Origin of the sequence: Streptomyces mayonensis (assembly GCF_018982965.1) — a bacterium.
GTDB lineage: Bacteria > Actinomycetota > Actinomycetes > Streptomycetales > Streptomycetaceae > Streptomyces > Streptomyces mayonensis.
Genome location: NZ_JACBYP010000021.1, coordinates 14283 through 26925, shown reverse-complemented (window position 1 = coordinate 26925; position 12643 = coordinate 14283). Strand labels below are relative to the sequence as shown.

Annotated in this window: 13 protein-coding genes; 6 read left to right on the top strand and 7 right to left on the bottom strand. The window is 71.6% G+C overall.

What is annotated here, in order from left to right; genetic code table 11:
* Positions 1-212 precede the first annotated feature (212 nt).
* Together HZS56_RS10845 and HZS56_RS10840 are read right to left on the bottom strand one after the other, a co-directional pair.
* A complete protein-coding gene (locus tag HZS56_RS10845) occupies positions 213-470 on the bottom strand; it encodes a WhiB family transcriptional regulator (RefSeq protein WP_003973730.1) in 258 nt (85 codons plus the stop codon).
* A gap of 319 nt (positions 471-789) precedes the next feature.
* Positions 790-1758, bottom strand: a complete 969-nt coding sequence (locus HZS56_RS10840; protein WP_216720524.1) for a diacylglycerol/lipid kinase family protein — start codon at positions 1756-1758, stop codon at positions 790-792.
* A 138-nt stretch (positions 1759-1896) separates the two neighbouring features.
* On the opposite strand from HZS56_RS10840, the gene HZS56_RS10835 reads away from it, so the two are divergent.
* Positions 1897-2364 carry a hypothetical protein gene (locus tag HZS56_RS10835; RefSeq protein WP_216720523.1) on the top strand — a complete coding sequence of 156 codons (468 nt, stop codon included), beginning with the start codon at positions 1897-1899 and terminating at the stop codon, positions 2362-2364.
* 169 nt (positions 2365-2533) lie between these two features.
* On the opposite strand, the gene HZS56_RS10830 is transcribed toward HZS56_RS10835, so the two are convergent.
* The 3 genes from HZS56_RS10830 to HZS56_RS10820 all read right to left on the bottom strand — a co-directional run bounded on the left by HZS56_RS10830 (position 2534) and on the right by HZS56_RS10820 (position 4580).
* Positions 2534-3637 (bottom strand): RNA polymerase sigma factor SigF, encoded by a 1104-nt coding sequence (locus HZS56_RS10830; protein ID WP_308408052.1) that lies wholly within the window; start codon positions 3635-3637, stop codon positions 2534-2536.
* Entirely contained in the window at positions 3634-4047 is a 414-nt protein-coding gene (locus HZS56_RS10825) for an ATP-binding protein (protein ID WP_031039773.1), read from the bottom strand. Before HZS56_RS10825 ends, HZS56_RS10830 begins: the two co-directional genes overlap by 4 nt.
* Before the next feature lie 272 nt (positions 4048-4319).
* On the bottom strand, positions 4320-4580 hold the full coding sequence (locus tag HZS56_RS10820) for a UBP-type zinc finger domain-containing protein (protein WP_031039770.1): 261 nt from the start codon (positions 4578-4580) through the stop codon (positions 4320-4322).
* A gap of 61 nt (positions 4581-4641) precedes the next feature.
* Between HZS56_RS10820 and HZS56_RS10815 the strand changes: the two genes are divergently transcribed.
* Positions 4642-6234: a Na+/H+ antiporter gene (locus HZS56_RS10815; RefSeq protein ID WP_216720522.1), complete on the top strand. Its 1593-nt coding sequence runs from the start codon at positions 4642-4644 to the stop codon at positions 6232-6234.
* A 45-nt stretch (positions 6235-6279) separates the two neighbouring features.
* Here HZS56_RS10815 and HZS56_RS10810 read toward each other — a convergent pair whose 3' ends face one another.
* Positions 6280-7188: a 1-aminocyclopropane-1-carboxylate deaminase/D-cysteine desulfhydrase gene (locus HZS56_RS10810; protein WP_216720521.1), complete on the bottom strand. Its 909-nt coding sequence runs from the start codon at positions 7186-7188 to the stop codon at positions 6280-6282.
* 144 nt (positions 7189-7332) lie between these two features.
* Positions 7333-7911, bottom strand: coding sequence for an N-acetylmuramoyl-L-alanine amidase (locus tag HZS56_RS10805; RefSeq protein WP_216720580.1), 579 nt, complete (start codon positions 7909-7911; stop codon positions 7333-7335).
* A gap of 330 nt (positions 7912-8241) precedes the next feature.
* Here HZS56_RS10805 and HZS56_RS10800 point away from each other — a divergent pair, with 330 nt between their 5' ends.
* The 4 genes from HZS56_RS10800 to HZS56_RS10785 all read left to right on the top strand — a co-directional run bounded on the left by HZS56_RS10800 (position 8242) and on the right by HZS56_RS10785 (position 12638).
* The gene (locus HZS56_RS10800; RefSeq protein WP_216720520.1) at positions 8242-9648 is read left to right on the top strand and encodes a family 2B encapsulin nanocompartment shell protein; all 1407 of its coding nucleotides are present in this window, start codon (positions 8242-8244) and stop codon (positions 9646-9648) included.
* An 85-nt stretch (positions 9649-9733) separates the two neighbouring features.
* Complete coding sequence (locus HZS56_RS10795) at positions 9734-10963, top strand: family 2 encapsulin nanocompartment cargo protein polyprenyl transferase (protein ID WP_216720519.1); 1230 nt, start codon at positions 9734-9736, stop codon at positions 10961-10963.
* 294 nt (positions 10964-11257) lie between these two features.
* Complete coding sequence (locus HZS56_RS10790) at positions 11258-11869, top strand: GNAT family N-acetyltransferase (RefSeq protein WP_216720518.1); 612 nt, start codon at positions 11258-11260, stop codon at positions 11867-11869.
* 184 nt (positions 11870-12053) lie between these two features.
* Positions 12054-12638, top strand: coding sequence for a dihydrofolate reductase family protein (locus HZS56_RS10785; RefSeq protein WP_216720517.1), 585 nt, complete (start codon positions 12054-12056; stop codon positions 12636-12638).
* Positions 12639-12643 lie beyond the last annotated feature (5 nt).

The window sequence follows — 12643 nt, the reverse complement described above, 5'->3', positions numbered from 1 at the left end:
GGAGCAGCGGTGCGGTTCGGCGCGGGGTGGTGCGGGGCAGCGCGGGGCAGGGGCAGCAAAAAGCCCCGGACCTGTGAAGGTCCGGGGCCAGTGCTCGTGCGATGCATCGTCCCGATGCTCATCGGGGGGTACTGCGCGCTGCGGCTCGGGGGCGGGGGATGTGTACGCGCTGTACACGCCGCCAAGCTGAGGCTGTCAGTAGGGGCGGCTGGTCAGGCGGAGGCCTGACGAGCCCGGTTGCGGGCGGCACGGCGCTTCATCGCGCGACGCTCGTCCTCGCTGAGACCACCCCAGACGCCGGAGTCCTGACCGGACTCGAGCGCCCACTGCAGGCACTGCTCCATGACAGGGCAGCGACGGCAGACGGCCTTGGCTTCCTCGATCTGCAGCAGCGCGGGACCGGTGTTGCCGATGGGGAAGAAGAGCTCGGGGTCTTCCTCGCGGCAAACGGCGCGGTGACGCCAGTCCATGGCTGCTACCTCTCCTTGGTATTACGTGCGGGTTGCTTGTGAATGTGAACGCTTTCACGAATCCCTCGACAAGGGAAGGGCCTACCGCCAGGTTCCCTGGCGTGGTCCTGTGGTTTGAAGAGGGGTTCCGGTGATCTGTGGAGGCCGGTCTTGCGGGCCGTCCCGATCGCCAAGAAGAGACTCGCAAACCTCGGCGGCGGATACAACCCCTTCCGGAAAGTTTTTTTTGATTCTTCGGTGTCGACTAGGTCACAGCCGTACTTCCATGGGGTGGACCCTGGCCTAAACGTTCGAGTGAAAGGACTTTAGCCGGTTCTGCTCACACAATCACACGCAGTGCACGGCGTACGCCTGTGAACGTCACGCTGGTGCGCAGTCCCAGGTGGTCACCGTCCATCTGGAGGGGGAGAGGCACCTTCGAATGCAAGGTGAACCCCGTCAGATCGTGCAGCGAGACGGCATGCCGCCCACGCGGTCCGCGTTCGGGGGACGAAGTGAGCAACTGCGTGCCATACCGGGCCACCGCGCCCGCCGAGAGCCGGCTGAGACCGAACACGTCGAGGGCGGTGTCGAACGAGGCCTCGGGGGACGCGTAGATCGGACGGTTGCCGAGGAACGTCCACGGAGACGTGTTCGAGACTATGGACAGCACCAGGTCGGTGACCGGGTCCTCGCCCTCCCGTTCCAGGGTGATCGTCCCGTGGCGCCGGTGCGGCTCCCCGACCAGGGCGCGCATCACCTGGCGGACGTACAGGGCGTGGGTCGACTTCTTGCCCCGCTCGCGGTGCTGCTCGACACGGCCGACGACGCCTGCGTCGAAGCCCAGTCCGGCGTTGAAGGTGAACCAGCGCTCCGGGACCGCCTCGTCCTCCGTGCCCGGCGTGCCGGAGGCGAGCCCCAGGCCGACGGTGCGCTCGCGGCCCTCGCGCAGCGCGTCCAGCAGGGCGCCGGTGGCCTCCACCGCGTGGTTGGGCAGGCCGAGGGCGCGGGCGAACACGTTGGTGGAACCGCCGGGGACCACCGCGAGGCCGGGCAGGTGCTCCGGGTCGGGCCCGCCGTGCAGCAGGCCGTTGACGACCTCGTTCACCGTGCCGTCGCCGCCGAGGGCCACCACCAGTTCGACGTCGTCGCTCTGCGCGGCCTGTCTGCCGAGGTCCCGGGCGTGGCCGCGGTACTCGGTGGTGACCGCCTCCAGCTTCATCTCGCTGGCCAGCGCATGGATCAGCACGTCGCGCGTACGCGCGCTCGTGGTGGTTGCCGCCGGATTGACCACGAGAAGTGCACGCATGGTCTGCAGGGTACCTACTGGGTGGTACCCGGCCCAGGCCGAGGTGAAGAACCCCACGGACACCCCACAGACCCCCGGCGTGCGTGATATGCCCGACGCCCTCGCGGACGCCCGTGCGACGAGGACTACCCTTCAAGGGTGAGCAGCGAGCAGACCCCCACCCCCGAAGCCGCCGACGAGGCGGGACCCCGCCCCGGCCGGCTGACCGCCGCGGCCGCGCTGGCCGCGCTGGAGGGCCTGGCGCTCGTCGTGGGCGGCGCCTGGATGCTCGTGGGGGGACTCACCGGCCACCCCGACGACCGGACCTCGGCCGTCACCGGCGGCGTCACCCTGATCGTCCTCGCGCTGCTGCCGCTGCTCGCCGCCCGCGGGCTGCTCGCCCGGCGGGGCTGGAGCCGCGGGCCCGCCGTCGTCACGCAGATCATGGCACTGCCCGTGGCCTACACCATGGTGCGGGCCGACGGCACGGCCATCGCGGCGGGCGTCGTGCTCGGTGCCGTGGCCGTCGCCGGCCTGGTGCTGCTCGTCAACCCCACGACCACCCAGGCCCTCGGCATCCGCGGGCCGGGCAACGCCGGGCAGCAGCCGGGCAACGCCGGGAAGTAGCCGACGGCACCGGGAGACCGCTGCCCGATGACGCCGGGAGACCGCTGTCGGCGGCCTCCGGGCGGGGACCGGTCAGGACGGGGACCGGTCAGGCGGGCCGGAGATCGGCACCGGCACCGGCGTCCGGGGCCACTCCCCGCCACTCCCTGCCACTCCCTGCCACTCCTCGTCACTCCTCGACGAGCAGTTTCTCCCGCAGCTGCGCCAGTGTGCGGGCGAGCAGCCGGGACACGTGCATCTGCGAGATCCCGACCTCCTGCGCGATCTGCGACTGGGTCATGTTGCCGAAGAAGCGCAGCAGCAGGATCCGCTTCTCCCGCGGTGGCAGGTCCTCCAGGAGCGGCTTGAGGGACTCGCGGTACTCGACGCCCTCCAGCGCCTCGTCCTCGGCGCCGAGCGTGTCCGCGACCGCCGGGGACTCGTCGTCGGTGTCCGGGACGTCCAGGGACAGGGTGGAGTAGGCGTTGGCCGACTCCAGGCCTTCCAGGACCTCCTCCTCCGAGATCGCCAGCTTCTGGGCGAGCTCGTGAACCGTGGGGGAGCGTCCGTGCAGCTGGGAGAGCTCCGCCGTCGCCGTCGTCAGGGCCAGCCGCAGCTCCTGCAGCCGGCGCGGGACGCGCACCGCCCATCCCTTGTCCCGGAAGTGCCGTTTGATCTCGCCGACGACCGTGGGCGTCGCGTACGTGGAGAACTCCACCCCGCGGTCCGGGTCAAAGCGGTCGACCGACTTGATCAGCCCGATCGTCGCGACCTGCGTGAGGTCGTCCAGGGGCTCGCCGCGGTTGCGGAAGCGGCGCGCGAGGTGCTCGACGAGCGGCAGGTGCATGCGGACCAGCCGGTTGCGCAGCTCCGCGTACTCGGGGCTGTCCTTCGTCAGCGTGCGCAGCTCGCTGAAGAGCAGACGCGCCCCGCTGCGGTCCTGCGGGTCGTGCCGCGTGCCCTGTGCGCCCCGTGCACCGGGCACGCCGTCTTCCGAGTGGTGCTCGTGCTCGGAGTGTCGCTCGTGCTCGCTCATCGTCCCGCCCGTTGCCCTTTCCCGAGCTCCCGCCTCCGCTCGGACGGGGCGGGCCGGGGTCTCCCCGGCCCGCTGCCCGTCGCCCGGTACGACGGCCTCGGGTGAGGTCTCGTCCTCCGGATGCGGCCGGGCCTGCTCGGGGATGCCGTCGATGCCGTCCGCCGTGCGCCGGGCCTCGCTCTGAGAACGTGCGCCCCCGGTCGGCAGCTCCCGTGTGCCGCGCTCTTCGTCCCGCACCGGCCCGTCCCCGTTCGTCACGCCGGCCCGGGTCCCGCGCCGCGCTGTTTGTAGAGGCTGATCGAAACGGTTTTGTCCTCGTCCACGGCGGAGGAGACCTTGCCCGCGAGGGCGGACAGCACCGTCCACGCGAAAGTGTCCCGCGAGGGGGCGTGGCCGTCCGTGGTCGGCGCCGAGACGGTGACCTCGAGCGAGTCGTCGACGAGGCGGAAGACGCAGCTGAGCACCGAGCCCGGCACGGCCTGCTGGAGCAGGATCGCGCAGGCCTCGTCGACTGCGATACGCAGATCCTCGATCTCGTCGAGGGTGAAGTCCAAGCGGGCTGCGAGGCCGGCCGTCGCCGTACGCAGCACCGACAGGTAGGCACCCGCGGCCGGCAGCCGGACTTCGACGAAGTCCTGGGTCCCGGGCTCGCCTGCGATCTGGGACACCCTCACCTCCAAGGTGGTACAAGCGTCAAAGGGCCGAGGGTCGCCCCTCGGGGTAACGCGATACGTGGTTCAGCGGTGACGTTATCGCGCTCCGAACTTTCCTGTCCCGCAACCCCAACCCCTTGCTGTCACTCATAGTAAACACCCGAACACGCACAGTGGCTAGGGGTTGGGCGGGCCCAAATCGGAAGAGCGCGCGCCGGGTTGACGTACCCAGACGTCAGACGGTCGAACCGTCCCCGGCAGAGGTCTCGCGACACTCGCGCGACGCCTCACACGAGGACGTGGTCGACGAAGCACCAGCGCCAGCTCTCCCCGGGCTCGAAGGTGCGCATCACCGGATGGCCGGTCTCCTTGTGGTGGGCCGTGGCGTGCTGCCCGGGGGAGGAGTCGCAGCAGCCGACGTGACCGCAGTCGAGACACAGTCTCAGCTGCACCGGGTCCGTGCCCTCGGCCAGACACTCCGGACAGGTCTCGCCGCGTGGTTCCGGTTCCGGGTGCGGCAGCGCGTCGGCGTGCGTGCACTGTTTCATGATGGCCAGGTTACGACGGGTGTGCGGATCACCGCGCGGAAAATGAGGGCGGGCGAGGACGATGCACGTGATGCCGCTGCTGCTGCTCGTGGCGGGCAGCGCCGCGGTCGCCGCGGCGGGGCGGCGGGTACCGGTGCCGGTGCCCCTGCTGCTGGTCGCGGTGGGCCTGGCGGTGAGCTACGTGCCCGGTGTGCCCGAATACACCCTCGACCCGCACATCGTCCTGCCCCTCCTGCTGCCCCCGCTGCTCTACACGGCGGCCGCCGACAGCTCCTACCTGGACCTGCGGGCCCAGGCGCGGCCCGTGGCGCTGCTGTCGGTGGGCTACGTCCTCTTCGCCACGTTCGTCGTGGGCTGCGCCGCCTACCTGATCGTGCCCGGCCTGCCGCTGACCGCTGCCCTGGTGCTCGGCGCGGTCGTGGCGCCCCCGGACGCCGTCGCGGCCACGGCGGTCGCCCGCCGCGTGGGGCTGCCCTCCCGGATCACCACCATCCTCCAGGGCGAGTCCCTGGTGAACGACGCCACCGCCATCACCGCCTTCAAGGTGGCGCTGGCCGCGGCGGTCGGCGAGAGCGCGACCTGGGCCGGCGGGATCGCCGAGTTCCTGATCGCGGCGGTGGGCGGCGTCGGCGTGGGACTGGTGCTGATGGTGCCGCTGCACTGGCTGCGCACCCACCTGACGGAGGCGCTGCTGCAGAACACGCTCTCCCTGCTGATCCCGTTCGCCGCCTACGCCGTCGCCGAGCAGGTGCACGCCTCCGGAGTCCTCGCGGTGGTCGTCGTGGCGCTCTATCTGGGCCACCGCGCGTGGGAGGTCGATTTCGCCACCCGGCTCCAGGAGGAGGCGGTGCGGAAGATGGTCGCCTTCGTCCTGGAGTCGGCCGTCTTCGCCCTCATCGGGCTGCAGTTGCCCGTCGTCCTCAAGGGCCTCGGGGAGTACCGGGGCGCCGACGCCGCCTGGTACGCCCTCGCCGTCTTCCTGGTGGTCGCGGCGGCAAGGTTTGTGTGGGTGTACCCGGCGACCTTCCTGCCCCGGCTGTCGGCACGCGTCCGCGCGCGCGAGGGCGAACTCTCCTGGAAGGGACCGTTCGTGATCGCCTGGGCCGGGATGCGGGGCGTGGTCTCGCTGGCCATCGCCTTCTCCGTCCCGCTCACCGTGCACGGCGGCGAGCCCTTCCCCGAGCGCAACCTCCTCCTCTTCCTCACCTTCACCACCGTCATCGGCACGCTGGTGGTCCAGGGCGTCAGCCTGCCGCCGCTGATCCGTCTGCTGAAGTTCCCCGAGCACGACGTACAGGCCGGGACACTGGCGGAGGCCAACGCCCAGGCGCAGGCCTCCCGGGCCGCCGAGCAGCGCCTGGACGAACTGCTCGCCGACGAGCGCAACACCCTGCCGGGCCCGCTGGCCGACCGCCTCCGCACGGTCCTGGAGCGCCGCCGCAACGCGGTCTGGGAACGGCTCGGACAGGTCAACCCCGTCACCGGCGAGAGTGTCGACGACACCTACCGGCGCCTGTCCAGCGAGATGATCGGCGCCGAACGCGAGGTGTTCGTACGGCTGCGGGACGGCCGCTACATCGACGACGAGATGCTGCGGACACTGCTGCGCCGACTCGACCTGGAGGAGGCGGCGGCGTACCGGGAAACGACGTGAGCGGCGCGCGGCGGGCGCGGCGGACCGGTCCCGTCCGGGGAACGCTCAGGGGAAGGGGCGGCCGGTGACGACCGCCGCCACCGTGGTCCCGCGCGGGAAGGCGCCCTCCTGGGCGAGGGCGCTGAGGGCGTACAGCATCTTGGCGACGTACACGCGTTCCACGCCGAGGCCGTGCCTGGCCTCGAAGTCCGCGGCGAAGGCCTCCAGTCCGGGCGACGTGCGGGCGTAGCCGCCGTGGTGGAAGCGGTCGTCGAGGCTCCACGCGCCGCGCGGCCCGCCGAACGCGCGGTCCTGGAGCCGCCGTATGTCGCCCTCCAGGAAGCCGCCCCGGAGCACCGGGATGCCCAGTGCCCGGCTGCCCCGGGGCAGCCCCGCCGCGAGCCCGGCGAGCGTGCCGCCGGTGCCGCAGGCCACGGCGGCGACGTCCGCCTGCCCGGCCAGCTCCTCGCCCAGGGCCCGGCACCCCCGGACCGCCTCCGCGTTGCTGCCGCCCTCCGGGACGACGAAGGCGTCCTCGGCGTCCACCGCGCGCAGCAGCGCCGCCAGCGTCCCCGGTTCGGTCTTGCGCCGGTACGTCGGGCGGTCGACGAAGTGGAGCCGCATGCCGTCGGCGGCGCACCGGGCGAGGGACGGGTTGAGCGGCAGACCGGCCAGTTCCTGGCCGCGCACGACCCCCACCGTGGGCAGGCCGAGCAGCCGGCCCGCGGCCGCCGTGGCGCGCAGGTGGTTGGAGTAGGCGCCGCCGAAGGTGACGACGGCTCGGCCGCCCGCCGCCGGGAGGTTCGGCGCGAGTTTGCGCCATTTGTTGCCGACGAGTTCCGGGTGGATCAGGTCGTCGCGCTTCAGCAGCAGCCGGACACCGTGCCGCTCGAACCGGCCGTCGACGACCTCCTGGGAGGGCGACGGCAGGCGCGGAGCCAGGGCGGCGGGGTCGAAGGTGTCGGTGCCGGTCACCCCGCCATTGTCGCGCGGGCCGCCGGTCGCGCGGGCGGCCGGTGGTCGGGCGGGTTGCCGACCACGTGGGCCGACGGTCGCCCCGGGAGGGACGGCGGGGCCGGGCGACAAGGGCGGGATGACCGGCTCACGTGGGGCGGTACGTCACTTCAGCCGGTCCCGGACCCGCTCCCGCATCGCGTCCATCGTGAACCCTCGCGGGTCCACCTTGCCCGGCTGCCATTCGAGATGACCGATGACGGACCGCTCGTTCCAGCCGTGGTGGCGGCAGACGGCCGCGGCGGCCCGCTCGATCGCCTCCAGCTGCTCGGCCGGCCAGGGGTCCTCGCCGTCGCCCAGGTTCTCGCACTCGAAGCCGTAGAAGTGCCGGTTGCCGTCGGTGTTCGCCTCGTTGTCCGCGGGCAGCCGCTTCTCCGAGATCACCGCGCGCAGGACGTCGTCGTCACCGAGCCCGGCGTGGTTGGCCCTGCCGTGTCCGACCAGGTGGACCCTGCCGTCCTTGGTGATGACCCCGTGGCACAGCGGACCCGGCAGGTTCGCATGGCCCGTGCGGCAGATGTCCACGGTCTGCGCGCTGCCCCTGGTGACCGTGTGGTGGATCATCACGCCGTGCACGGGCCCCCAGGCGCCCTTGTCGTTGCGGTTGTGGTGCTGCCAGTCGCCGACCTCGACGACGGTGAGGCCCTCCGCCTTCAGGGCGTTGAGGAAACTGCTCGCGGACATGGGTGGGGCCACGGCCGACTCCTTCACTCAGTGCGACGACCGCCCGGCGCGGCCGTCTCGTACGGTGCTTGTACCGGAGCGGAGCGGTTTCTATTACTTGTCCGCTCCGTGTACGAGCCGATCAGGACAATCTCGCCCCCGGCCAACGGCATTGACCAGTCCCGGACAAGACTGCCGAGAACGCGAACAAGCTCCCATATCTGCCCCGGCTGCTCGTGATCCATTCCCGCTCGTTCGTGTAATAGCACCGGCACGCACCGTGAGGAAGGCTGGTCCCTGCACATCGATGCCGGGCGCGTTCGCCCGGCATGACCGGGAGGGCAATTCCTTATGTCGGTAGGCGAAGAGGTCCGCACCGAGCAGACCAGGCCGCAGCAGAGCCTCGGCACGGCGGCCGCGCGGAACCTGGCCACCACCACCAAGTCCGTTCCTCAGATGCAGGAGATCAGCTCGCGCTGGCTGCTGCGCTCGCTCCCCTGGGTGGACATCCAGGGCGGCACGTACCGGGTGAACCGGCGTCTGACCTTCGCCGTCGGGGACGGCCGTGTGACCTTTGTGAAGACCGGCGACCGCGTCGAAGTCGTCCCCGCGGAGCTGGGCGAGCTGCCCGCCCTGCGCTCGTACGAGGACGACGAGGTCCTCTCGGCCCTCGCGCAGCGCTGCGAGCAGCGGGAGTTCGGGCCCGGTGAGGTGATCGCCTCGTTCGGCGGCCGGGCCGACGAGGTCTACCTGCTGGCCCACGGCAAGGTCGAGAAGATCGGTACCGGCCCCTACGGCGACGACGCGGTGCTCGGTGTCCTCGCCGACGGCGCCTATTTCGGTGACCAGGCGCTGCTGGACGAGGACCCGATCTGGGAGTACACCGCCCGCACGGTCACCGCCTGCACGGTGCTCGTGCTCTCCCGCCAGCAGGTGGAGCAGGTCGCCGAGCAGTCGGACTCCCTGCGCGCGCACCTGGACGAACGGCGCTCGCTGCCCGAGCAGAACACCAACAAGCACGGTGAGAAGGCGATCGACCTCTCCGCCGGCCACAGCGGCGAGCCGGACATCCCGCACACCTTCGTCGACTACGAAGCCCGGCCCCGCGAGTACGAGCTGAGCGTCGCGCAGACCGTACTGCGCATCCACTCGCGCGTCGCCGACCTGTACAACAAGCCGATGAACCAGACGGAGCAGCAGATCCGGCTGACCGTCGAGGCGCTGAAGGAGCGCCAGGAGCACGAGCTCATCAACAACCGGGAGTTCGGACTGCTCCACAACTGCGAGTACGACCAGCGGATCCAGCCGCACGCCGGGGTGCCCGGTCCGGACGACCTGGACGAGCTGCTGAGCCGCCGGCGCGGCACGAAGCTGCTCCTCGCCCACCCGCGGGCCATCGCGGCGATCGGCCGCGAGCTGAACAGGCGCGGACTCGTCCCCGAGACGATCGACGTCGCGGGCAACCGCATCCCCACCTGGCGCGGGGTGCCCATCTACCCGTGCAACAAGATCCCGGTCACCGAGGCCCGAACCTCCTCGATCATCGCGATGCGTACCGGCGAGCAGGACCAGGGCGTCATCGGTCTGCGGGCCACCGGGATTCCCGACGAGATCGAGCCGAGCCTGTCGGTGCGCTTCATGGGCATCAATGAGCAGGCCGTCATCAAGTACCTGGTCACGGCCTACTACTCGGCCGCCGTCCTTGTGCCGGACGCGCTCGGAGTCCTGGAGAACGTCGAGATCGGCCGCTGGCAGTGACGTCGGTTCCCCGAACGCCGTGTCCCCGCCCGTCCGGGCGGGTACACCCCGGGGGTACGGACGGGCCGACGGGGAGGGTGAGTCCATGACGGAGGCTCGGCGCGGCGCCACCGCGACGTGTCGCCCCACCGGAACGGCGGAGAGGCAGTGGCCCATCGGCGCACAGCGAGACGAAGAGCCGGGAGCGCCGCCCGACGGGGACGGTTCGGGGTCCGACGGGGGCTGTTCCGGGGCAGAGCCGCAGGGGCCGGTGGCGGTCGGCGGACGGGAAGCGGTGGTGGTCGAGGGCGGCCACGAGGCGGAGGCGCTCCTGCGGGAGTCCCGGGCGTCCGTCGATCCCGAACTGCGCTCCGCCATCGCGTCGTTGCCCCCCAGTATGCGCCGGGTCGCCTCCTACCACTTCGGCTGGCAGCACGCGGACGGCACACCCGCCGCCGGCAACGCGGGCAAGGCGATCCGTCCCGCGCTCGTCCTCACCGCGGCGGCCGCGCTCGGCGGCCCCGCGGCCCGGGCGTCGGCCGGCCGGGCCGCGGCGGCGGTGGAACTGGTCCACAACTTCACGCTGCTGCACGACGATGTGATGGACCGGGACACCACGCGCCGTCACCGGCCGACCGCCTGGACCGTGTTCGGTGTCCCCGATGCGATCCTCGTCGGGGACGCACTCCAGGCCCTCGCCCTGCGGTTGCTCGCCGCCGACCCCCACCCGGCGTCCGCGGCGGCGGGCGCCCGGCTCGCCGACTGCGTCATGGAGCTCTGCGAGGGCCAGCACACGGACACCGAGATGGAAGGGCGCGCCCCGGGCGAGGTCACGCTCGACGAGACCCTCCTCATGGCCGAGGCCAAGACGGGAGCCCTGCTGGGATGCGCCTGCGCCCTCGGTGGGCTGTACGCCGGTGCCGCGGCGGAGCACGTGGACGCGCTGGACGCCTTCGGCCGTGAGGCCGGGCTGGCCTTCCAGCTCATCGACGACGTGATCGGCATATGGGGCGACCCGCGGCACACCGGCAAGCCGGCCGGCGCGGACCTGGCCGCCCGCAAGAAGTCCCTGCCGGTGGTCGCCGCCCTCACCTCCGGCACCCCGGCGGCCGCGGAGCTGGCCGCGTTGTACGCGGCGCCGTACGACGAGGACAAGGAGGACCTGGAGTACACCGCTCTCGTCGTGGAGCGGGCCGGCGGGCGGGACTGGGCACAGGCCCGGGCGGCCGACCGGATGGCCAGGGCCATGCAGGAGCTGGCCCGCGCCGTGCCCGACCCGGAGGCAGCCGGTGGCCTGCTCGCACTGGCCGAGTTCGTGACCCGGCGCAGCTCCTGACGACCGTCCCGGCCGTCCCGGCTGTCGGGGACGCCCCGGCCGCTCTGCCGGGTGCGGGGCGACCGTCGAACGCCCGGTCCGGCACGCAAGACCCCGGAGTCCGTACAGGGCCGTACGGCACCTGACCGACGTACGGCCGCACCGCCGACGGCTCCGGCCGGCGGGTCCCGCACTTCCCCACGGTGTGCGGGGCCCGTCCTCCCGCTTGCCTATCTTCCCGTCCGGCGCGGACACCACCCGTTAGGCTCAACCGCCGTACGCACGAGCGAGGTTGGGCGAAGGGGCGGGCGGAGCATGGGCGTGGTGATCCGGACTGCGGGTGAGGACGACCGGGAGCGGGTTGTCCGGCTGCTGGACGAGGCGTTCCGGGACGACCCGGTGAGCAGCTGGGTCTTCCCCGGCGCGGAGTACCGCCGCCGCACCCACCACCGGCTGATGGCCGCCTTCGCCGACGCGGTGTTCGCCGACGGACGCATCGACCTCACCGAGGACGGCTCGGCCTGCGCGCTGTGGCTGCCCGTCCCCGCGGACGCGGGCGAGGACACCGGGGACACCGGACCCGAGGACGTTCCCGCTCAGGTCCGAAAGGCCGTCGACCCGGAGAACGAGCGCGTCGAACTGATAGCCCGGCTGACGGAGGACATCCATCCCTCCGGCCGGGCCCACGAGTACCTGTGGATGATCGGCGTGTCACCGGACCGGCAGGGCGAGGGGCTGGGCACCGCGTTGATCGGGACGGTCCTCGACCGCTGTGACCACGAAGGGCTGCCCGCCTACCTGGAGGCGAGCAGCGCCCGCAGCAAGGTGCTGTACGAGCGCCTCGGCTTCGAGTTCACCGGCCGCGCCCTGGACCTCCCCGACGGCCCCCGGATGTGGCCCATGTGGCGCGAGCCCCGGACCCGTTGACCGCCGCACGAATTGACTGCCGCACGAATTGATCGCCGCACGAATTGATCGCTGCACGAACAACTACGTATGAAGTACTGTGATCGTAGTGGTCACTGGGCCGGCGACCGATGATCGGTGGTCAATCTCAGTGGTCGGTGGTCAGTGGTCACGACGGTGATCACCTCGGGGAAAGGGGACCGGTTTGCGTGGACTCACGTACTTCATCGCCTGCTCGATCGACGGCTTCATCGGCGGCCCGGACGGCGACGCGTCGTTCATGACCCGCTTCGTCGACGAGGAGTACTTCGGGTTCCTGAAGGCGGAGTACCCGGAGACGCTGCCGACCCAGGGCCGCCGCCACCTGGGAATCGACGACCTGCCGAACAGGCGGTTCGACACGGTCCTCCAGGGCAGGGCCAGCTACGACCTGGCCCTGAAGGACGGCGTCACCAGCCCCTACGCCCACCTGCGCGAGTACGTCGCCTCACGCACGCTCACCGGGTCGCCCGACCCGAACGTCGAGATCATCACCAGCGACCTCGTCGGCAGGGTCCGGGCGCTGAAGGCGGAGGAGAGCGCGTACGACATCTACCTGTGCGGCGGGTCGGTCGTCGCCGGTGAACTGGTCGACGAGATCGACGAACTGGTCGTCAAGACCTACCCGATCGTGCTCGGCACCGGTATGCCGATGTTCGGCTCGGCCTTCGGGATCTCCGAGTTCGTGACGCGGGACGTGCGGACCTTCGGAAACGGCGTCGTGGTGCGGACGTACGCCAGGAAGCGCTGACCAGG